This is a genomic window from Streptomyces sp. BYX5S (assembly GCF_054724165.1).
The window spans coordinates 2,178,791-2,199,985 of the sequence record NZ_CM138829.1; the positions used below are offsets into that span (position 1 = coordinate 2,178,791).

Genomic DNA, 21,195 nt, shown 5'->3' on the forward strand with positions numbered 1-21,195 from the left:
TGCTGATGGTGAGTGAAATATGATTCTTCGCGGCGTATGGGTGACCTTCAGTGCGTACGGGTGAACGAGAGCGCCACGGACGAGGTCGATACGATGCCGTGACGTACGGCCGAGTTGACGGGCCGTCATCCGAAGTACGGGGGAGTCTTCTTGTTCGGCATGGTTCGACCCTGTTCGCATCGGCTCGGCGAGGGCCTCAGGACCCAGTGGACGGCCCACCTCTGCGGGCTCTGTCTGGCGCTGCGCGGCGACCACGGGCAGTTCGCCCGGATCGTCACCAACTACGACGGTTTGCTGGTCTCGGTTCTGACGGAGGTTCAGAGCGAGCGCTCCGGTGACTGGCGGCGGCAGGCCGGGCCCTGTCCGCTGCGCGGCATGCGCGGCGCGTCCGTCGCACAGGGCGAGGGCGCGCGGCTGGCCGCCGCCGTCTCCCTGGTGCTCGCCTCGGCGAAGGTGCGCGACCACGTCGACGACCGGGACGGCCTGTTCGCGCGCGGCCCCGTCGCGGTGGCCGCGCGGAAGGTCGCCGCGAGCTGGACGCGGGCCGGGGCGCGCACCGGATCCGACGTCGGGTTCGACACGGCGGTCCTGGTCGACGCCGTCGAACGGCAGGCCGGTGTCGAGGCGCTGGCCGGGCCCGGCACCTCCCTGCTCGCCGTGACCGAGCCGACCGAGACCGCGACCGCCGCCGCGTTCGCGCACACCGCGACGCTCGCCGGGCGGCCGGGCAACGCGGAGCCGCTCGCCGAGGCGGGCCGGTTGTTCGGGCGGCTCGCGCACCTGCTGGACGCGGTGGAGGACCGGGAGGCCGATGTCGCGGCCGGCGCCTGGAACCCGCTGGTGGCGACGGGCGCCACGCTCGGCGAGGCGCGGCGCCTCGCGGACGACGCGCTGCACGGCATCCGGCTCGCGCTGCGCGACGTCGACTTCGTGGACGGCAAACTCGCGCACGTACTGCTCGCGCACGAGCTGGGGCGCTCGGTGGACCGGGCGTTCGGCACCGACCCGCACGCCCAGGTATCCGCGCACGGCCACGGCCACGGGCACGTGCACGGGAGCGAGGAGTCCTACGTCGGCGGCGCCGGGGGACCGGGCGGGTCCGGCGGGTCCGGAGGCTCGGGCGGGTCCGGTGGGTCCGGGGGCTCCGGCGGCGGGGACTTCTTCGGGAAGTCGCCGAAGCCGCGGCGGGGGCTGCTCGCCGGCTGCGTCGTCGCGGTCGGTCTGTGCTGCACCTGCAAGGTGTGCTGCGCCGAGGAGTACGAGGGGCCCTGGTCCCGGAAGAAGCGCGAGGGCTGCTGCCACAAGTGCGACGGTCCCGACTGCTGCGACTGTTGTGACTGCTGCGACTGCGGGTTGTGAGGCACTGGCCCTGTATACGGGCCCGGGGCGCCCCGAACGGGTGACGCGGGGCCACCTGGGCGCCTGCGGCGCGGCTGTTTCGGGGGCGTAAAACCATCATCTGATCCGGTGACCGGGGTCTTTGAGGGCTCGTTGGCCCGGCGCGGAAGCACCGTTTCCGCACCGTCAACAAGCCCCCTCCATAAGGCAATTCAGTGGACCTCGTCTCGTCGGTGACGGCCTCCGTCACCGCCACCTCCCGACCCAGAACCATCCGCACCCGGCTGCTGCGCATCCTGGCCCTCGCCCTGACCGTCCTCCTCGCGCTTCTTGGTTTCTCCGTGGCCGAGCGGATCTCCGGCTACCGCACCGCCTCCGCGACCGCGGCCGACGCCCGCCTGGAGGTCACCCTCCAGGGGCTCGTCCACCAGTTGCAGAAGGAACGCGGCCTCACCACCGGATACGTCGGCGGCGTACGGCAGTTCAGCGCCAAGCTGCCCGCCCAGCGCAAGGCCACCGACGGCGCGCGCCGCGCCCTCCAGAACGCGTACGACGCGCGGGGCACCACCCCGGCCGTGCGGGACGCGCTCGGGCGGCTCGACTCGCTCCCCGGCATCCGCGAGGACGCGGACGACGGCTCCGGGCGGGTGGGGCCCACCTTCGACTACTTCACCCGCACCATCGCCGAACTGGTGAAACTCGGCCGCGGCCTCGACGACGTGGCGGACGGCCCGCTGCGCGACGCCTACCAGTCGCTCCAGGTCCTCGGCTCGGCCAAGGAGTTCATGGGCCAGGAGCGGGCCATCGTGCTCGGCTCGGTACGGGCCGGCGGGCACTTCCGCGGCGACGACTACCCCACGTTCATGGAGATCCGCTCCGGCCGCCTCGCCGCCCTCGACACCTTCCCGCGCACCGCGACCGCCGCGCAGGAACGCCGGCTGGACGCGGCGCTCGCCACCCCCGACGCCGAACGCGCCCTCGGCTACGAGGCGGCCGCCGTGCGGGGCGCGGGCAAGATCGGCCCCCGTGACGTACCGCCCTCGGCCTGGTGGGACACCATGACGTCGACCATCGACGGGCTGCGCGACGTACAGGTCTCCATCGCGGCCGACGTCGAGGACCGCGCCGCGCAGCTGGAGGCCTCGGCCCAGCGCGACCTGCTGCTCTTCGTCCTCCTCGCGCTCGGCGTCGTCGCCGCCCTCGGCGCCCTCGCCCACGACTGCGTACGCTCCGTCTCCGCGCCGCTCACCGGACTCGCCCAGCAGGCCCGCGAGACGGCCGGGGTGCGGCTGCCGCGGGCCGTCGCCGCGGTGCAGGCGGCCGGTGACACCCCGCCGCAGCCGCCCGCCCCGCTCGTCCTCGACGCCCGCGCGGGCGCCGAGGTGCGGGAGGTGGCCGAGGCCTTCGACCGGGTGCAGAGCGCCGCCTTCGACCTCGCCACCGAGCAGGCCGTGCTGCGCCGCAACGCCACCGAGTCGCTGGTCAGCCTCGGGCGCCGGAACCAGAACCTGGTACGCCGCCAGATCGGCTTCATCAACAAGCTGGAGCACCAGGACGCCGACCCCGACACCCTCGCCAACCTCTTCGAGCTCGACCACCTGGCCACCCGGATGCGCCGCAACGCCGAATCGCTGCTCGTGCTCGCGGGGGAGTCGAGCCCGCGCACCTGGTCGACGCCGCTGTCCGTCACGGACGTGCTGCGGGCCTCGCTGTCCGAGGTCGAGGAGTACCGGCGGGTCACGCTGCGACGCGTCGAACCCGCCCAGGTCTCCGGCTCGGTCGTCGCCGAACTCTCGCACCTGCTGGCCGAGTTGGTGGAGAACGCGCTCAGCTTCTCGCCGCCCGACTCCGACGTCGAGATCGAGGGGCGGCGCACCAGCGAGGGCTATCTCGTCGCCATCGTCGACCACGGGCTCGGCATGGACACCACCTCCCTCGCCGAGGCCAACGTACGGCTTTCGGGCAACGCCAGCTTCATGGCCGAACCCACCCGCTTCCTCGGCCACTTCGTGGTCGGCGCCCTCGCCCGCAAGTGCGGCATCGAGGTGCGGCTCGGGGAGGCGCCCGCCGCCGGTGTCGTGGCCCGGGTCCTGGTGCCCGCGGGGCTGCTGACGGAGGCCGGGGCGACGGCGGAGAGGCCCGGGGAGTCCGTGCGGGGACCCTGCGCGGAGCCCGCGCCGAAGTCCGTGGCGGCGCCGAAGCTGCCCGTTCCGCGCACGGAGCAGCGGCCACTGGCGGAGGCGGGCGCCGCCCCCAAGTCCCGCAGCGCGCACGCGGGTTCGCCGTCCTCGGCCTCCCGTACCCGCAACGGACTCGTCAAGCGGCCGCAGCGCAGCGCCATCTCGAAGGCGGTGCACGAGACCGCGCCGCCCTCCCGGCCCGCGCCCGGGGAACCCGCTGCCGAGCGCACCCCCGAGGGGGTGTCCGGGATGCTGTCGGGCCTGCGCAGCGCGCACATGCGCGGAGCCATCAGCGTCGAGAAGGAGCGCGCCGCCACCGGCAGGACGAGCGGCGCACAGGAGACGACCGGGGCCGGGGACGGCGCCGAAGGGCAGGGCGACACCAAGTGACCACCGTCGACGCGCGGGGCGACTCGCAGACCTTCAACTGGCTGCTGGCCAACTTCGTCCGCGGCACCGACGGCGTCCGCGACGCCGTCGCCGTCTCCTCCGACGGGCTGCTCATCGCGGTGTCGGACGGGCTCGACCGCACCGAGGCGGACCGCCTCGCCGCCATCGTCTCGGGCCTGTCCAGCCTCGCCCGCAGTGCCTCGAAGCGGTACAGCTTCGACGGCGTGAAGCTCATCATGATCGAGATGGGGCGCGGCTTCCTGCTCGTCTCGTCGATCCGCGACGGCAGCTGCCTCGGCGTGCTCGCCGACAGCAGCGGTGAACTCGGCCTCGTGGGCTACGAGATGGCGGTGCTCGCCGAGCGCGCCGGGGACCTCCTGACGCCGACGCTCATCGCCGACCTGCGGGGGACGCTGCCGCGATGAGTGGACAGCCGCAGGAGCAGGAGCAGGAGCAGAGGGAGCAGGACCAGGGGGCGGTGGACGACGGGCAGTTCGTGCGGCCCTTCATCATCACCGGCGGGCGCGCCGTGCCCGCCCAGGCCGATCTGCGCCTGGAGACCCTGGTCGTCGCGGTCGACGCGGCGGAGGGGGCCGCGCCGCTCGCGTTCGAGCACCAGCGCATTGTGACGCTGTGTCAGGAACCCACGACCGTCGCGCACATCGCGGAGGCGGTGGGCGTCCCGCTCGGCGTCGCCAAGGTGCTCGTCTCCGACCTCGTCGTCGGTGGCCGACTGTCGTGTTCGCAACCCGCGGAGCTGCCGCTCCACACCCTCGAAAGGATCAGGGACCATGTCAGGGCGCTCTGAACGCATCGCCCCGCTGGCCGTGAAGATCGTGGTCAGCGGAGGGCTCGGCGTCGGCAAGACCACGTTCATCGGGGCCGTCTCGGAGATCGAGCCGCTGGACACGGAGGCCTCGATCACCCAGGTCTCCGTGGGCGTCGACTCGCTCGACGGGGTGGCGGACAAGACCACGACCACCGTGGCCCTCGACTTCGGGCGGATCACGCTCGATCCGGCGCTCGCGCTGTACCTGTTCGGCACGCCGGGGCAGGACCGGTTCTCGTTCCTCTGGGACGACCTGGTGGAGGGCGCGCTCGGCACCGTGGTGCTCGTCGACACGCGGCGCATCGAGGACTGCTTCCCGGCGCTCGACTACTTCGAGGCGCACGGCGCGCCCTTCGTGCTCGCCGTGAACCGTTTCGAGGGCGCCGAACGCTTCGAACTGGCTGAAATCCGTGAGGCGTTGGGCATCAGTGACGAGGTACCGGTCGTCGAGTGCGACGCGCGCGGCCGGGCCTCCGTACGGGATGTGCTCGGCGCGCTGATGGACCAGGTGATCGGGGTGCGCACCCGGCCGAGACGGGTGCCGGCGCTGTCCCGGTGACCCGGACGACGCCCCCGCCCCGCACCTCCTCCGGCGGGGCGGGGGCGTTCGTGAAGAGACGGGGGAAGTCTGAAAGGCGCTCTTGTGCACGCAAGTTGAAGAGCCCAATACTCCGGTCAGCGATTGTCAGGAACACGGCGTGTTCGGAATCCGGACTCCCGCCCTGCTCCTGACTGCGCCTCACGGGCCCTACCCCTACGAGGGCCCCCGACTTCCCTACGGGAGGAACGAGCAGTGAGGAACAAGCGCAGCACCCCCCGCACCGGCAGAGGCAGATCGGTCCGGCTGATCGCCGTGGGCTCCGGTCTCGTCGCCGCGGCAGCCTTCGCGATCCCCTCCGCGAGCGCGTCCGACACATCGAGCACGTTCAGCGCCTCCGAACTCACGCAGACCCGTGACGCGGTGCGCTCCGCCGATGTCGCCGGCACCGCATGGGCCGTCGACAGCAAGACCAAACAGGTTCTCGTCACCGTGGACAGCACGGTGTCGCAGGCCGAGATCAACAAGATCAGGAAGGAGGCCGGGGACACCGCGGGCGCCCTCAAGATCGAACGCACGGCGGGCACCTTCAAGAAGCTGGCCTCCGGCGGCGACGCCATCTATGCGAGTAGCTGGCGCTGCTCGCTCGGCTTCAACGTCCGCAACAGCGCGGGGGCCTACTACTTCCTGACCGCCGGTCACTGCACCGACGGCGCCGGGACGTGGTGGTCCAACTCCGCGCGCACCGCGACGCTCGGCAGCACCTCCGGTTCCAGCTTCCCGGGCAACGACTACGGCATCGTGAAGTACGCGACCGGGGTCTCCACGCCTCCGGGCACCGTCGGCAGCGTGGACATCACGCGCGCGGCCACGCCGTCCGTCGGCACCACCGTCACCCGGCGCGGTTCCACCACCGGCATCCACAGCGGCCGGGTCACCGCCCTGAACGCCACCGTGAACTACGGCGGCGGCGACATCGTCTCCGGCCTCATCCAGACCACGGTCTGCGCCGAGCCCGGCGACTCCGGCGGCCCGCTCTACGGCGGCTCCACCGCCTACGGCCTCACCTCCGGCGGCAGCGGCAACTGCTCCTCCGGCGGCACCACGTTCTTCCAGCCGGTGACCGAGGCGCTCAGCGCGTACGGCGTGAGCGTCTACTGATCCGAGCGCACCACCACGCGGTACGTTCCGCGGTCGCAGCCAGCAGTGGGAGCCCCCGTCCGGCCATTTCGGCCCGGCGGGGGCTCTCCCTATGCGTCCCTGACGGGGCTACCGTCGAAGTACACGCCTGATGCGCCCACTTCGGACCCTGGGGGGCCGTGAGATGGTCGAGGAACTGGTGGCGGCGGGAGTGACCGTCGCCTGCGCCGGAGCGGTCTACGTGATGTCGGCGGCGCGGGTCGTCAAGCAGTACGAGCGCGGGGTGGTGTTCCGGCTCGGCCGGCTCAGCAAGTCCGTGCGCGGCCCGGGGTTCACGATGATCGTGCCGTTCGTGGACCGGCTCCACAAGGTCAACATGCAGATCGTGACGATGCCGGTGCCCGCGCAGGACGGCATCACGCGGGACAACGTGACGGTGCGGGTCGACGCCGTCATCTACTTCAAGGTGGTCGACGCGGCCGAGGCCGTGGTGCAGGTCGAGGACTACCGGTTCGCCGTCTCGCAGATGGCGCAGACCTCGCTGCGCTCCATCATCGGCAAGAGCGACCTCGACGACCTGCTGTCGAACCGCGAGAAGCTCAACCAGGGCCTGGAGCTGATGATCGACAGCCCGGCCGTGGGCTGGGGCGTGCAGATCGACCGCGTCGAGATCAAGGACGTGTCGCTGCCGGAGACCATGAAGCGTTCGATGGCGCGGCAGGCCGAGGCCGATCGCGAGCGCCGGGCCCGGGTCATCAACGCCGACGCCGAGTTGCAGGCCTCGAAGAAGCTCGCCGAGGCGGCCGGGGTGATGTCCGACCAGCCCGCGGCGCTCCAACTGCGCCTGTTGCAGACCGTGGTGGCGGTCGCGGCCGAGAAGAACTCCACACTGGTGCTGCCCTTCCCCGTCGAACTGCTGCGTTTCCTGGAGCGCGCCACCCCCGGGGACGCCGCGCACGCCGCGCGGGCCGCCGTCACGCAACTCGCCGAAGGGGCGGTTCCGGGGCTGACCGAGGCGCGCGGCAACGCGCCGGTGTTCGAGGAGAAGGCGGCGGCGGACGCCTCCGAACCGGTGGTCGCCGACGGCCGGGCAACGGCGAAAACCGGACAGGAGTAGACCTCACCCTCCGCCCACCGGCGGGCGCACGGCGTGTTTGCGATGGGGACCGACGTGCGGCGCAGGGCGCGTGACCACGGCGTGAAGGGCGCGCGAACGTCTGCGAACGCGCGTCCAGAAGTCGACCTTGTGTGCCCCCTGTGACGGTCGGGATAGTGGCCCAGTCAGCCTCAAGGACCCGCTTCGGCCCCACCCGATCCGGGATCCCAACCCCCCACAGGAGGACGAGAGTTGAAGCACCGACGCATACCCAAGCGGCGTGTCGCCGTGGCCGGAGCGGGAATCTTCGCCCTGGCCGCCGCGGGCATCACCTTCCAGACCGCGAACGCCAGCACCGACACCCCGGAGCTCGTGCCCCACACGCTTTCGGTCGCCAAGGCCGGAACGCTCGCCTCGTCCCTGACGAAGGACCTCGGCGCGGACTCGGCGGGCAGCTACTACGACGCCAAGGCCAAGCAGCTCGTCGTCAACGTCCTGAACGAGGACGCCGCGCAGACGGCGCAGGCCGCCGGCGCGAGGGCCAGAGTGGTGGAGAACTCCCTGGCCGAGCTGAAGAGCGCGCGGACCACCCTGAAGCAGGACGCGACCATCCCGGGCACCTCCTGGGCCGTCGACCCCGCCACCAACAAGGTCGTCGTCACCGCCGACCGCACGGTCGGGGGCGCCGACTGGAACCAGCTCACGAGCGTCGTCGAGAAGCTCGGCGGAACCGCCGAACTCAAGCGCACCCAGGGTGAGTTCAAGCCCTTCATCGCGGGCGGCGACGCCATCACCGGTGGCGGCGGCCGCTGTTCCCTCGGCTTCAACGTGGTCAAGGGCGGCGAGCCGTTCTTCCTCACCGCGGGCCACTGCACCGAGTCGATCTCCACGTGGACCGACTCCAGCGGCCAGGAGATCGGCACCAACGCCGACTCCAGCTTCCCGGACAACGACTACGGCCTGGTGAAGTACTCGGCGGACGTCGACCACCCGAGCGAGGTCAACCTCTACGACGGCTCCGCGCAGCAGATCACGCAGGCCGCGGACGCCACCGTCGGCATGAACGTGACCCGCTCCGGCTCCACCACGCAGGTGCACGACGGCACGGTGACCGGCCTGGACGCCACCGTGAACTACGGCAACGGCGACATCGTCAACGGTCTCATCCAGACCGATGTCTGCGCCGAGCCCGGCGACAGCGGCGGCTCCCTCTTCTCCGGCGACTCGGCGATCGGCCTCACCTCCGGCGGCAGCGGCGACTGCACCTCCGGTGGCGAGACGTTCTTCCAGCCGGTGACGGAGGCGCTCTCCGCCACGGGCACGGAAATCGGCTGACCTGAACCGTCCGGCCCCGCCCCCGAAAAGGGGGCGGGGCCTTTTCGCGATTTTCTTGTGAAAATCTTCACAAGCTCGCAAGGGTCTTTGGTCCCTGTGGATCGCCGCAGGTGGGACAGGGGGTGCGGAGGCGCGGTCCGGGCGCGCGGGGACCTTCGACCCGCAGGCCAGGGACGTTCCCCGCCCCCTCGGCGGAGCGCAAAGGTGTGGAATTGAGGCATCAGCGAAAAGGTGTGAAAAAGGGAGCCTGCCGTGGATGTCGAGGGTGTCGAGGGGACGATCGACGAACTGGTCGCCGGAGCGCGCGAAGCGCTCGCGACGTTCGAGACCTACGACCAGGAACAGGTCGACCACATCGTCAAGAAGGCGTCGCTCGCGGCGCTCGCCCACCACGGTGACCTGGCGAAGGCCGCCGTCGAGGAGACGGGCCGCGGCCTGTTCGAGGACAAGGCCGTCAAGAACCTCTTCGCGAGCGAGCACGTCGTGAACTCGATGCGCGGCCTGAAGACGGCCGGTGTCGTCTCCCGCGACGAGATCAACGGCATCACCGAGATCGCCGAACCGGTCGGCGTCATCTGCGCGATGACCCCCGTCACCAACCCGACCTCGACCACCGTCTTCAAGGCGCTGATCGCCCTGAAGACCCGCAACCCGATCGTCTTCGCCTTCCACCCCAGCGCCCAGAAGTGCTCCGCCGAGGCCGCCCGGATCGTGCGCGACGCCGCGATCGAGGCCGGTGCCCCCGCGCACTGCGTGCAGTGGATCGAGGAGCCCTCCATGGAGGCGACGGGGCTGCTCATGCACCACGAGGGTGTCTCCACGATCCTCGCCACCGGCGGAAACGCCATGGTCAAGGCCGCCTACTCGTGCGGCAAGCCCGCCCTCGGCGTCGGCGCCGGCAACGTACCCGCGTACGTCGCCAAGGATGCCAAGCTCCAGCGCGCCATCCACGACATCGTGCTCTCCAAGGCCTTCGACAACGGCATGATCTGCGCCTCCGAACAGGCCGTGATCCTCGACGAGGAGATCTACGAGGACGGCATCGCCGAGCTGCAACGCCTCAAGGCGCACGTGGTGACGGCCGCCGAGAAGGCCAAGCTGGAGGAGTTCGTCTTCGGCACCACCGCCCACGGCAGCGACTGCGCGGGCGCGAAGCTCAACGCGTCCGTCGTCGGAAAGCCCGCGACCTGGATCGCCGGGCAGGCCGGTTTCGAGGTCCCCGAGGACACCTCGATCCTCGTCGCCGAGTGCGCCGAGGTCGGCCCCGGCGAGCCGCTCACCCGCGAGAAGCTCTCCCCGGTCCTCGCCGCCCTCAAGGCGAACGGCACCGAGCACGGCCTCGAACTGGCCGCGCGCATGGTCGAGTTCAACGGCCTCGGCCACTCCGCCGCGATCCACACCGAGGACGAGGCGCTTGCCGAGAGGTTCGGCCGCCGCGTCAAGGCGGTCCGCGTCATCGTCAACGCGCCCTCCACCTTCGGCGGCATCGGCGACGTCTACAACTCCTTCCTCCCGTCGCTGACCCTGGGCTGCGGCTCCTACGGCCACAACTCGGTGTCCAACAACGTCTCCGCGGTCAACCTCGTCAACATCAAGCGGATCGGGCGGCGCAACACCAACATGCAGTGGTACAAGATCCCGCCGAAGATCTACTTCGAGCGCAACGCCGTCACGTACCTCGCCGAGATGGACGACGTGCACCGCGTCACCGTCGTCACCGACCGGACGATGAGCGACATCGGCTTCGTACGGAAGATCACCGACATCCTCAACTCCCGCCCCACCGCGGTGACGTTGCAGGTCATCGACAACGTCGAGCCGAACCCCGAGCTGGCCACCGTGCGGGCGGGCGCCGCCGCCATGCGGGACTTCCGGCCCGACACCATCGTCGCGCTCGGCGGCGGCTCACCGATGGACGCCGCGAAGATCATGTGGCTGATGTACGAGCACCCGGAGGTCGAGTTCGCGGACACCAAGGAGAAGTTCTTCGACATCCGCAAGCGGGCCTACACGTTCCCGCGGCTGGGGGAGAAGGCGAAGCTCGTCGCGATACCCACCACGTCCGGCACCGGCTCCGAGGTCACCCCCTTCGCCGTCATCTCCGACCCCGAGGCCGCCCAGAAGTACCCGCTCGCCGACTACGCGCTCACCCCGAACGTCGCGATCATCGACCCGATGCTCCCGATGAACCTGCCGCCGACCGTGACGGCGGACTCCGGCTTCGACGCGCTGACCCACGCCACCGAGGCGTACGTCTCCGTCTACGCGAACGACTTCACCGACGGCCAGTGCCTCCAGGCCATCAAGCTCATCTTCGAGAACCTGGAAGCCTGCGTGAAGGACGGCGCGAAGGCCCCCGAGGCGCGCGAGAGGATGCACAACGCCTCCACCATCGCGGGCATGGCCTTCGCCAACGCCTTCCTCGGCCTCGTCCACGCCATGGCCCACACCCTCGGCAACACCTTCCACGTCGCCCACGGCCGCACCAACGCGCTGCTGCTGCCGCACGTCATCCGGCACAACGGCACCGTCTCGTACAAGGCGACGCCGTGGCCGAAGGCCGAGACGTACCGGGCGCCCGAGCGGCTCCAGGACATCGCGAAGATGCTCGGCCTGCCCGCGGCCACCCCGGAAGAGGGCGTCGAGTCCTACGCCAGGGCCGTCGAGGAACTGCGCGAGCGGTGCGGCATCCCGGCGTCCTTCCAGGCGGAGGGCGTCGACGAGGCGGCCTTCCTGGAGGCCCTGCCGCAGCAGGCCATGAACGCCTACGCCGACCAGTGCGCGCCCGCCAACCCGCGGATGCCGATGATCGACGACATGAAGCGGCTGATGCGCCAGGCGTACTACGGAACCACCGCGTAACGCCGCCGCCCCGCGGCCCCTGAACGAGCCCGCCGAGTCGTGTCCCCCGTCACGCCTCGGCGGGCTCTTGCGGTGCCAGGAACCGGCCCGCGGGGAGAGCGGTGCGGAAGGCTCACGCGGAGGGGCCGGCGGTGGACCCGGCGCCGCCCGTGGCGGGCTCGGCGGCCGGCGCCGTCGCGCTCCGCCGCTTCTCGCGCAGGCCCGACACCAGCAGCGTCACCAGCACACCCGCCACGGCCCAGGCCGACAGCACGAGCAGCGACTGGGTGAGGTCGTTGCCCTGGAAGTAGGCGATGGAGCGGGCCGCCCAGGTGCCCGCGCCCGGCGGCAGCCAGGGGCCGATCGCCTGCCAGAACGGCGGCAGCATCGGCAGCGGGAAGGCGCCGCCCGCGCTCGGGTTGCCCGCGACGACGATGATCAGCACCGCGAGACCGATGCCGACGATGCCGGTGAGTTCCTCCAGGGCGAGGGTGATCGCCCCGACCGCGAAGGTGATGAGCGCGCCGAGCCCGGCCAGCCCCCAGAAGGAGCCGGGCAGCGCGCCCAGGATCGCGTCGCCGATGATCAGCGAGCCGCCGATGCCGCCCACGATCGAGAAGACGGCGAGCGAACCGAGCCGGATGGCGGCGCGCTGCGGGCTCGCGGGCTTCGACCCGGCACTGATCGACATGATCGACGCGCACAGATAGCCGCCGACGCACCAGCCGACGACGAGATAGAAGGCCGAGAGGCCGTCGAAGTCCTGGGACGAGGCGGGCGCCACGTCGACGGTGCGCACCGTGCGCTGCTGCGCGGCGTCGATCGTGGTGGCCAGTCCCTGGAGCGAGGACGCCAGGACGGTGCCGCCGCCGGACGCGACGTAGAGGGTGTCCTGGGTGCCCTTCGTGTTGAGCACCAGGGCGCCGTCGATGTCCCGGTTCAGGACCTGCTCGCGCGCGGTCTTGGCGTCCTCGACCACCCGCGCGTCGAGCGGGGAGCCCTGGAGCTTGTTCAGCTGCTGCGCGGTCTGCTTCGCCACGGCGGGCTGCGGCGCGACGACGCCGAACGCGACGTCCTTCGGCTTCGGGTTGTGCAGCGCCCCCACGTACGAGGTGATGAACAGGAGCTGGAGAGCCAGGACACCGATGACAAGGAGCGCGGCTCTCGGTGTGACGGCGTTTCTGAACTCTTCGGCGAACTTCATGCCTCAACGCTCGGGCGCGGGCCCGGCTCGTGCAGTCGGGGAGGGCCGAACGGGTGGGTGGCGTACCGGCGGGTTCGAAGGTGGCGCTTTCGGCTCGCACAAATATTCGAACATGGTTTACGGTGAGGGCATCGGCCCTGATGGGGCTGGTGTGGCAGCTCAGGCAGAGGGGGGAGTAGTGGCGAGGTGGTTCGGATGCGGGGATTTACGCATCTGCACACCGCCTCCGGCTTCTCCCTGCGGTACGGGGCCTCGCACCCGGACGCGCTCGCCGAGCGCGCCGCCGAGCGCGGCCTCGACGCGCTCGCCCTGACCGACCGCGACACCCTCGGCGGCGCCGTCCGCTTCGCCAAGGCCGCGGGCCGGGCGGGCATCCGGCCGCTGTTCGGCGTGGACCTCGCCGTCGCGGCGCCCGCCGAGGCGGCCGAGCGCACCGAGCGGCGCCGCACCCCGGCCAGGGGCGGCGCGTTCGTCGACGAGTCGGCGCAGCGCGCGGTGTTCCTCGCCCGGGACGGCGCGGCCGGCTGGGCCGAGCTGTGCCGGCTCGTCACCGCCGCGCACCGCGACGCGGGCGGCGACCGCCGGCCACTCCTGCCCTGGGACGCCCTGGACGCGGGCCCCGTGTTCGTCCTGCTCGGCCCCGACTCCGACGTCGGCCGCGCCCTCGCCGCGGGCCGCCCGGACCGCGCGGCCCGGCTCCTCGCGCCCTGGCGGGAGCGGTACGGCAGCGAGGCGCTGCGCGTCGAGGTCGTCAGCCACGGTCTGAGCGGCACCGGACCCGGCTCGCTGCGGCACGCCGCCCGCGCCCTCGGCTTCGCCGCCGACCAGGGCGTCCTCCCCGTCCTCAGCAACGCCGCCCGCTACGCCGACGCCGGACAGGGCCCGGTCGCCGACGTCCTCGACTCCGCGCGCCGCCTGGTCCCCATCGACCCGCGCGGCACCCTCGACAGCGGCGAACGGTGGCTCAAGCCCGCGACGGACATGGCCGACATCGCCCTGAAGGTGGCCGAGGCCGCCGGATACGGCGCCAACACCGCGCGCCGCCTCCTCGCCGTCACCGAGGACACGGCCGCCGCCTGCCGCGTCGACCCCGAGGACGACCTGGGGCTCGGCCGCGTCCACTTCCCCGAACCGGACCTCGTCGGCGCCGCCCGCCGCACCCCCGACCGGGTGCTGCGCTCGCGCACCGCCGCCGCGATGCTGGCCCGCCGCTACGACTACAAGCGCCGCTACTGGGACCGGCTTGAGGACGAGCTGCGCCTGATCGAACGGCAGGGTTACGCCTCGTACTTCCTCACCGTCGCCCAGGTCGTCGAGGACACCCGGGACCTGGGCATCCGGGTCGCCGCGCGCGGCTCCGGCGCGGGCTCGCTCGTCAACCACCTCCTCGGCATCGCCACCGCCGACCCGGTCGAGCACGACCTGCTCATGGAGCGCTTCCTGTCCGAGCAGCGCATGGAACTGCCCGACATCGACATCGACGTGGAGTCCGCCCGCCGCCTGGAGGTCTACCGGGCGATCCTGGACCGCTTCGGTCCCGAGCGGGTGGCGACCGTGTCCATGCCGGAGACCTACCGGGTCCGGCACGCCGTACGGGACGTGGGCCTCGCCCTCGGTCTGGAGCCGGCCGAGGTGGACCGGCTCGCCAAGTCCTTCCCGCACATCCGCGCCCGCGACGCCCGCGCCGCGCTCCAGGAACTGCCGGAGCTGCGCGGCATCGACCCCGAGACGTACGGCGGCAGCCGGATGTGGGACCTCGTCGAGGCGCTCGACGCCCTGCCGCGCGGGATCGCCATGCACCCGTGCGGGGTGCTGCTCTCCGACACCACCCTGCTGCGGCGCACCCCGGTCGTGCCGACCAGCACCGAGGGCTTCCCCATGTCCCAGTTCGACAAGGAGGACGTGGAGGACCTCGGGCTGCTCAAGCTCGACGTGCTCGGCGTGCGGATGCAGTCCGCGATGGCGCACTCGGTCCGGGAGGTCGAGCGGGTGAGCGGCCGCCGCATCGACCTCGACGACCCGGCGCAGGTGCCGCCGGGCGACCCGAAGACGTACCAGCTCTTCAAGAACTCGCAGACGCTGGGCTGCTTCCAGACCGAGTCGCCGGGCCAGCGCGACCTGCTCGCGCGGCTCCAGCCCGAGACCTTCCACGACCTGGTCGTGGACATCTCGCTGTTCCGTCCCGGGCCCGTCGCGGCCAACATGGTCGACCCGTTCATCAAGGCGCGGCACGGCAAGCAGGCGCCCGCGTACCCGCATCCGGACCTGAAGGAGGCGCTGGAGGAGACGTGCGGCGTGGTCGTCTTCCACGAGCAGATCATCAAGATCCTGAACGTCATGACCGGGTGCAGCCTCGCCTTCGGCGACTACACGCGGCGGGCCCTGTCGAAGGCGGACCAACTCGGCCGGGTGCGCGCCTGGTTCGCGCAGCGGGCCCGCGAGCGCGGATACGAGGAGGAGGTCGTGACGCGGACCTGGGAGATCGTCGAGGCGTTCGGCGCGTACGGGTTCTGCAAGGCGCACGCGGTCGCGTTCGCCGTGCCGTCGTACCAGTCGGCGTGGCTGAAGGCGCACCACCCGGCCGCGTTCTACGCCGGGCTGCTCACGCACGACCCCGGCATGTACCCGAAGCGGCTGCTGCTCGCGGACGCGCGGCGGTGGGGGGTGCCGGTGCTGCCGCTCGATGTGAACGCGTCCGACCCGGCCTATCGAATCGAACTGGTGTCTGATGGAGGGGACGGTTTCGTGCACGGTGTCCGGCTTGCGCTCGACGACGTGCGCGGCATGAGCGAGGCCGAGGCGGAACGCATCGTCGCGGGCCGCCCCTACGTCTCGCTCCAGGACTTCGTCTCCCGCGCCCGTCCGTCCCGGCCGGTCGCCGAACGCCTCGCCCAGGTCGGCGCGCTGGACGCCTTCGGGAAGAACCGGCGCGACCTCATGCTGCACATCGCCGAACTGCACCAAGGGCAACGAGGCGGCGCGCAGGGCCAGTTGGCGCTCGGCGAGACGGACTCCGCTCCGGACGTGGTCGCGCCCGCCCAGCTGCCCGACCTCGACGACGTCGAACGCCTCGGCGCCGAACTCGGCGTGCTCGGCATGGACACCTCCCGCCATCTCCTCGGCGACCACCGCGAGTTGCTCGACGAACTCGGAGTCGTCGACGCGCGGCGGCTGCGGGACCTCCCGCACGGCCAGGTCGTCCTCGTCGCCGGAGCCAAGGGCGCCGTGCAGACACCGCCGATCCGCTCCGGCAAACGCGTCATCTTCACGACGCTCGACGACACCTCGGGCCTCGTCGACTGCGCGTTCTTCGAGGACAGCCACGACGCGGCCGCCCACACCGTCTTCCACGCCTGGCTGCTCCTCGTACGAGGCGTGGTGCAGCGCCGCGGCGGCGGCACCGGCAAGGCCCTCTCCGTCACCGGCTCCGCCGCCTGGGACCTCACCGAACTCGCCGAACTGCGCCGCGCCGGGGGCCTGTCGGCGGTGACCGAACGCCTCACCGAGGCCCACACCCCCGCCGCCGTCGCGGCGGACGGCCGCAGCATCCGCCTGGAGACCGGCTACGACCTGCACCCCTGGGCGGACCTCCAGCCGGCCGGTGAACCCGTCAAGCAGAGCCGCAAGCTGTGGCACCAGAGTCCGGGGAGCGCGGGATGACACAGGTCCTGTACGTCCACTTCCACGATCTCGTGGACGAGCAGCTCTACCTGCGGCTGCTCGGGCTGCTCGCCGAGTTCACGCCCCTCGTGCAGGCGCTGCCGCCGGACGCCGCGCTCGCCGACGTCACGGGCAGCCTGCGGTACTTCGGCACGGACGCGCCCGCCCTGGCCGAGCGGATCCGGGCCCGCACCGGCGGCCTGTACGGGCTCCGCTCCACCATCGGCGTCGCCGCGAACCCCATGCTGGCCCGCATGGTCGCCGTCGACGGCCCGCCCTCGACCGTCCGCGAACTCCCCGACGACCTCGACGCGGTCGCCGCCTTCCTCGCCCACAAACCCGCCGCCGCGCTGCACGGGGTGGGGCCCGCGACCGCCCGGACGCTGTCCTCGTACGGCCTCGACAGCGTCGGGAAGATCGCCGCCGCGCCGCTCGGCACCCTGCAACGCATCCTCGGCGCCGCCGCGGGCCGCAAGCTGCACGACGCCGCCCGCGGCCTCGACCCGACGCCCGTGGTCCCCGAGGCGCCCGCCCGCTCCATCCGCGTCGAACACGACTTCCCGCACGACGAGTTGGACCGGGACCGGCAGCGGGCCGCGCTGCTCTCGCTCACCGACCGGCTCGGGCTGCGGCTGCGGGCCGAGGGGCAGGCGGCGCGGGTGCTCACGCTCAGCGTGCGGTACGCGGACCGCAGTACGACCACGCGGACCCGCACGCTGCGGGAGGCGTCCGCCCACACCCCGGCGCTGACCGCGCTCGCGTACGAGCTCCACGATCGGCTGGGGTTGCAGCGGGCGCGGGTGCGGTCCTTCGCGGTGCGGGCCGAGAGGTTGGTTCCGGCGGAGCAGGCGGTGCGGCAGCTTCTGTTCGATCCCGCGGATGAGCGGGCTCGGCGTATCGAGGCCGCCGTCGACCGCGCCCGCACCAAATTCGGCCCCCAAGCCGCCCACCCTGCGGCGGCCTGACCCCTCCCAGCCCCTGCGGCCCCCTCAAGCCCCTGCGGCGATTGAGCAGGCGGCTCCCGGGCCGACCCCCGGGGCTCCGCCCCGGACCCCGCTGCTCAAACGCCGCAGGGGCTTGAGGGGGCTCGACCACCGCAGGGGCTTGATCGGCTCGACCGCCGCAGGGCAGACCGCAGGGCAGACCGCAGGGATCAGCGGCCGTGGCGGCCCGTCGTGGCGCGGCGGCGCATCGAGAGGAAGAGGCCCCCCGCGCCGACGGCCAGCGCCGCCGCCCCGCCCATCGCGATGTACGGAGTCGTGGCGTCCCCACCCGTCTCGGCGAGGTTCTGCGAACTCCCCTGCGCGGCAGGCGCGTTGGCGTCACCCGCCGCCGACGCCTCCGGCGCCGCCGACTCGTGGGACGCGTGCGCGTCGTCCCCCATGTCCATCCCGCTGTGATCCACCGTCGACTTGTCCGCGTCCGCCGCGATCTGCTCGTCCGACGGTTCCTCCGCCGTGGTCGTCGCCGCGGCCGCACCGGCGGAGGAACCGCCGTACGTCACGTCCGAGCAGGAGTAGAACGCCTCCGGGCTGTCCGACCGCTGCCAGATGCCGTAGATCAGCTGACGGCCCGTACGGTCGGGAAGCTTGCCGGAGAAGGTGTAGTAGCCGTCCGCCGCCACCGGATCCGTCTTCGTCGCCACCGGGTTCGCCAGGTCCAGGTCGGACCACTTCAGCGGCTTCGACGCGTCGTAGCCCTGCTTCGTCATGTAGAGGTTGAAGGTGCCCTTGTGCTGCGCCGTCACCTTGTACTTGAAGGTGTACGACCCCGCCGAGACCTCCGTCGCGGGCCAGTCGTCGCGCGCCAGGTCCATGCCCTTGAACTCCTCGGAGTTCGCCGAGCACAGCTTGCCGTCCGGGATGTTCTCCTGGTGCTTGCCGGCCGCCTCGCCGTCCCGGATGCCGTTCCAGTCGTACAGGGCCTGCGGGCCGCCCTCGGCGACCGCCGCCTTGCACGCCGCCGACGTCGGGTTCTCGGCGCCCTCCGCGTAACAGGCGGCGACCCGGCTGACGGGATCGCCGAGCGTGCCGTGTGCCGCGGCGGGGCTCGCGGACAGGGCGGTCAGGGCGAGGGGGATCGCGCCGACCGTGGTGAGCGCGGCGATCTTGCGGCGCGTTGCAGGCATGGGGGTACTCCTTGATCGAGTGCATTGGGGGGTGCGGCAAGGAAGTTAGCCCGAAAAAACGCGCCGATCGGCCCCGAGGAGCGCCCCGAGTGGATCTTTATGGCCCCCTTAAGGTGCCACTCAGCCTGCGCTCAGGGACGGCCCTCGGGGACGGGTCCCGGGACCCTCAGGACACCCACCGGTACCGCCGCTCCGGCCGCCCCGTCCCCCCGTACCGCAACGACACCCGCGCCCGCCCCGTCCCCGCGAAGAACTCCAGGTACCGGCGCGCGCTCACCCGCGACAGCGAGCCCGCCTCCTGGGCGCACTCCGTCGCCGACAGGCCCCCCGGATGCGCCCGCAGCGTCTGCTCCACCAGATCCGCGGTGTGCGCCGCGAGGCCCTTCGGGAGCTCCCGGGAACCCGGCGGGCGGGCCCCGAAGATCTGGTCGACGTCCTCCTGGCGGGCCTCGTCGAGGTCGTCGAGCCGGGCCCGCAGCTCCGCCACATGCCTCAACTGCTCCCGCAGCGCCGCCTGGTTGAACGGCTTGATCAGATAGTGCAGCGCCCCCGCCCGCAGCGCCGCCCGCACCACCTCCGCGTCCCGCGCCGCCGTGATGAACAGCGCGTCCACCGGCGTCCGGGACGCATCCCGCTCCTCCTGCGCCCGTAGCCGCCGCAACACCTCGATGCCGTCCATGTCCGGCAAGTACACGTCCAAAAGCACCAGTTCGGGCCGTACCGCCTCCGCCGCGCGCAGCGCTTCCGCGCCGCTGTGCGCCACCCCCGCCACCACGAACCCGTCCATCGCGGACACGTGCCGGCTGTGCAGCTTCGCGACCATGAAGTCGTCGTCCACGATCAAGACCTTGACCAAGCCCTTTGTCACTGGCGCAGGGTAGGTGTGCGACCACAAGGACCACAACGTCCGTTGCTTGCGGAAGAGAGACAGGTTGTTAACGCGTAGGCAACATGTGGGCCACTCGCACCCCCCGACCCCACGAACCGACAGGTGGTGGCACCCGTGCGCCTGCGCACACCCCTCGCCCTGCTCGGGGCCGCGGCTCTCGTCCTGGTGGGGCCGCCGCTGCTCACCACGGGCAGCGGCGCCGACACCGGCACCCAGATCCCCGGCCTGCGCCTCATGGTCCCCAACACCCCCGGCGGCGGCTACGACATCACGGCACGCACCGCCGCCAAGAACGCCGAGGACGCCGGACTCACCCACAGCATCGAGGTGTTCAACCTGCCCGGCGCCGGCGGCACCGTCGGCCTCACCCGGCTCGCCGGCGAACACGGCAACGGCAAGCTGGCCATGTCCATGGGCCTCGGCGTCGTCGGCGCCGCCCGCTCCAACCACTCCCCGACGACCCTCGCCGACACCACACCCATCGCCCGGCTCACCGAGGAGCCCGACGTCGTCGTGGTCGCGAAGGACTCCCCGTACAAGAACATCGGGCAGCTCGTCGACGCCTGGAAGAAGAACCCCGGCAAGCTCCCCGTCGGCGGCGGCTCCTCGCCCGGCGGACCCGACCACCTCGCGCCCATGCTGATGGCGCGCGCCGCGGGTATCGAACCCAAGCAGGTCAACTACGTCCCGTTCGACGGCGGCGGCGAACTCCTCGCCTCCATCCTCGGCGACAAGGTCGCCTTCGGCGTCTCCGGCGTCGGCGAGTACCTCGACCAGATCAAGAGCGGCGAACTGCGCCTCCTCGCCGTCACCGGGCCCGAACGCGTCTCCGGCCTCGACGGCCCCACGCTCAAGGAATCCGGCTACGACGTCGACTTCACCAACTGGCGCGGCATCGTCGCCCCACCCGGCCTCAGCGACACGCAACGCACCAAACTCACCGGTCTCGTACGGAAGTTGCACGCCTCCGAGGAATGGAAGAAGTCGCTGAAGAAGAACGGCTGGGACGACGCGTTCCTCGTCGGTGACGACTTCGGAACGTTCCTCGACGCCCAGGACAAGCGGGTCGTGTCCGTACTGAAGGAGCTGGGCCTGTGACCGCCACCGACACCCGTGAGACCCGCGAGTCCGGCGGGTCCTGGCTGCGCGACCACTCCGAACTCGGCGTCTGCGTCCTGCTGCTGGCGCTCGGCGTGCTCGTCCTCACCGACGCGCTCACCATGAACGTCGACATCTCCCAGCGCGGCCCCGTGGGGCCCAAAACCGTACCGGTCGTCGTCGGCGCCGGACTCCTCGTCGTGGCCGTGCTCCTCGCCGTCGACGTGCTGCGCGGCGGCCGGGGAGAAGCCGAGGCCGGCGAGGACATCGACCTGTCCGAACCCGCCGACTGGCGCACCGTACTGCTCCTCGCCGGCGTCTTCCTCGCCACCGCCGTCCTCATCGAACCGCTCGGCTTCCCGCTCGCCGGAGCCCTGCTGTTCTGGGGCGCCGCGTACGCGCTCGGCAGCCGCCACCTCACCCGCGACCCGCTCATCGCCGCGGGCCTCTCCCTGCTCACCTTCGTCGTCTTCAACAACCTGCTCGGCGTCCCGCTGCCGGGCGGCCCCTTGATGGAGGTGCTGTAAAC

General features: G+C 71.9%; 16 protein-coding genes. 13 read left to right on the forward strand and 3 right to left on the reverse strand.

The window, feature by feature from the left end; translation table 11 throughout:
* Positions 1 to 150: 150 nt before the first annotated feature.
* The 9 genes from ACYBSK_RS09900 (at position 151) to adhE (ending at position 11,708) form a co-directional block, all read left to right on the forward strand.
* Positions 151 to 1,359 carry a DUF5685 family protein gene (locus ACYBSK_RS09900; RefSeq protein ID WP_460245813.1) on the forward strand — a complete coding sequence of 403 codons (1,209 nt, stop codon included), beginning with the start codon at positions 151 to 153 and terminating at the stop codon, positions 1,357 to 1,359.
* 194 nt (positions 1,360 to 1,553) lie between these two features.
* The gene (locus ACYBSK_RS09905) at positions 1,554 to 3,908 is read left to right on the forward strand and encodes a sensor histidine kinase (protein WP_460245814.1); all 2,355 of its coding nucleotides are present in this window, start codon (positions 1,554 to 1,556) and stop codon (positions 3,906 to 3,908) included.
* Entirely contained in the window at positions 3,905 to 4,333 is a 429-nt protein-coding gene (locus ACYBSK_RS09910; RefSeq protein WP_457476515.1) for a roadblock/LC7 domain-containing protein, read from the forward strand. The genes ACYBSK_RS09905 and ACYBSK_RS09910 overlap by 4 nt, the downstream gene beginning before the upstream one ends.
* Positions 4,330 to 4,716 (forward strand): DUF742 domain-containing protein, encoded by a 387-nt coding sequence (locus ACYBSK_RS09915; protein WP_460245815.1) that lies wholly within the window; start codon positions 4,330 to 4,332, stop codon positions 4,714 to 4,716. The genes ACYBSK_RS09910 and ACYBSK_RS09915 overlap by 4 nt, the downstream gene beginning before the upstream one ends.
* On the forward strand, positions 4,700 to 5,296 hold the full coding sequence (locus tag ACYBSK_RS09920; protein WP_460245816.1) for a GTP-binding protein: 597 nt from the start codon (positions 4,700 to 4,702) through the stop codon (positions 5,294 to 5,296). The genes ACYBSK_RS09915 and ACYBSK_RS09920 overlap by 17 nt, the downstream gene beginning before the upstream one ends.
* Positions 5,297 to 5,530: 234 nt before the next feature.
* Positions 5,531 to 6,436, forward strand: coding sequence for a S1 family peptidase (locus ACYBSK_RS09925; RefSeq protein ID WP_457476518.1), 906 nt, complete (start codon positions 5,531 to 5,533; stop codon positions 6,434 to 6,436).
* Between the two features lie 163 nt (positions 6,437 to 6,599).
* Positions 6,600 to 7,532 (forward strand): slipin family protein, encoded by a 933-nt coding sequence (locus ACYBSK_RS09930; RefSeq protein WP_457476519.1) that lies wholly within the window; start codon positions 6,600 to 6,602, stop codon positions 7,530 to 7,532.
* Positions 7,533 to 7,763: 231 nt separating this feature from the next.
* On the forward strand, positions 7,764 to 8,846 hold the full coding sequence (locus ACYBSK_RS09935; RefSeq protein WP_457476520.1) for a S1 family peptidase: 1,083 nt from the start codon (positions 7,764 to 7,766) through the stop codon (positions 8,844 to 8,846).
* Positions 8,847 to 9,098: 252 nt separating this feature from the next.
* Positions 9,099 to 11,708, forward strand: coding sequence for a bifunctional acetaldehyde-CoA/alcohol dehydrogenase (gene adhE, locus ACYBSK_RS09940; RefSeq protein WP_460245817.1), 2,610 nt, complete (start codon positions 9,099 to 9,101; stop codon positions 11,706 to 11,708).
* Positions 11,709 to 11,820: 112 nt separating this feature from the next.
* On the opposite strand, the gene ACYBSK_RS09945 is transcribed toward adhE, so the two are convergent.
* The gene (locus ACYBSK_RS09945) at positions 11,821 to 12,891 is read right to left on the reverse strand and encodes a DUF3533 domain-containing protein (RefSeq protein WP_457476522.1); all 1,071 of its coding nucleotides are present in this window, start codon (positions 12,889 to 12,891) and stop codon (positions 11,821 to 11,823) included.
* Between the two features lie 195 nt (positions 12,892 to 13,086).
* Here ACYBSK_RS09945 and ACYBSK_RS09950 point away from each other — a divergent pair, with 195 nt between their 5' ends.
* Positions 13,087 to 16,551 (forward strand): DNA polymerase III subunit alpha, encoded by a 3,465-nt coding sequence (locus ACYBSK_RS09950; RefSeq protein ID WP_460245818.1) that lies wholly within the window; start codon positions 13,087 to 13,089, stop codon positions 16,549 to 16,551.
* On the forward strand, positions 16,548 to 17,516 hold the full coding sequence (locus ACYBSK_RS09955) for a DNA polymerase Y family protein (protein WP_460245819.1): 969 nt from the start codon (positions 16,548 to 16,550) through the stop codon (positions 17,514 to 17,516). Before ACYBSK_RS09950 ends, ACYBSK_RS09955 begins: the two co-directional genes overlap by 4 nt.
* A 188-nt stretch (positions 17,517 to 17,704) precedes the next feature.
* Here the strand turns inward: ACYBSK_RS09955 and ACYBSK_RS09960 are convergent, their stop codons facing one another.
* A complete protein-coding gene (locus ACYBSK_RS09960) occupies positions 17,705 to 18,679 on the reverse strand; it encodes a lytic polysaccharide monooxygenase auxiliary activity family 9 protein (RefSeq protein WP_460245820.1) in 975 nt (324 codons plus the stop codon).
* Positions 18,680 to 18,845: 166 nt separating this feature from the next.
* On the reverse strand, positions 18,846 to 19,502 hold the full coding sequence (locus ACYBSK_RS09965; RefSeq protein ID WP_460246993.1) for a response regulator: 657 nt from the start codon (positions 19,500 to 19,502) through the stop codon (positions 18,846 to 18,848).
* Between the two features lie 180 nt (positions 19,503 to 19,682).
* On the opposite strand from ACYBSK_RS09965, the gene ACYBSK_RS09970 reads away from it, so the two are divergent.
* Both ACYBSK_RS09970 and ACYBSK_RS09975 read left to right on the forward strand, forming a co-directional pair.
* Positions 19,683 to 20,666, forward strand: a complete 984-nt coding sequence (locus ACYBSK_RS09970) for a Bug family tripartite tricarboxylate transporter substrate binding protein (protein WP_460246994.1) — start codon at positions 19,683 to 19,685, stop codon at positions 20,664 to 20,666.
* Complete coding sequence (locus ACYBSK_RS09975; RefSeq protein WP_460245821.1) at positions 20,663 to 21,193, forward strand: tripartite tricarboxylate transporter TctB family protein; 531 nt, start codon at positions 20,663 to 20,665, stop codon at positions 21,191 to 21,193. Before ACYBSK_RS09970 ends, ACYBSK_RS09975 begins: the two co-directional genes overlap by 4 nt.
* The last annotated feature ends 2 nt before the right edge of the window (positions 21,194 to 21,195 follow it).

Coding starts and splice junctions, on each gene's coding strand:
- ACYBSK_RS09915 (WP_460245815.1), top strand. CDS start 4,330: ATGAGTGGACAGCCGCAGGAGCAGGAGCAGGAGCAGAGGGAGCAGGAC.
- ACYBSK_RS09920 (WP_460245816.1), top strand. CDS start 4,700: ATGTCAGGGCGCTCTGAACGCATCGCCCCGCTGGCCGTGAAGATCGTG.
- ACYBSK_RS09930 (WP_457476519.1), top strand. CDS start 6,600: ATGGTCGAGGAACTGGTGGCGGCGGGAGTGACCGTCGCCTGCGCCGGA.
- ACYBSK_RS09945 (WP_457476522.1), bottom strand. CDS start 12,891: ATGAAGTTCGCCGAAGAGTTCAGAAACGCCGTCACACCGAGAGCCGCG.
- ACYBSK_RS09950 (WP_460245818.1), top strand. CDS start 13,087: ATGCGGGGATTTACGCATCTGCACACCGCCTCCGGCTTCTCCCTGCGG.
- ACYBSK_RS09955 (WP_460245819.1), top strand. CDS start 16,548: ATGACACAGGTCCTGTACGTCCACTTCCACGATCTCGTGGACGAGCAG.
- ACYBSK_RS09960 (WP_460245820.1), bottom strand. CDS start 18,679: ATGCCTGCAACGCGCCGCAAGATCGCCGCGCTCACCACGGTCGGCGCG.
- ACYBSK_RS09965 (WP_460246993.1), bottom strand. CDS start 19,502: ATGGTCGCGAAGCTGCACAGCCGGCACGTGTCCGCGATGGACGGGTTC.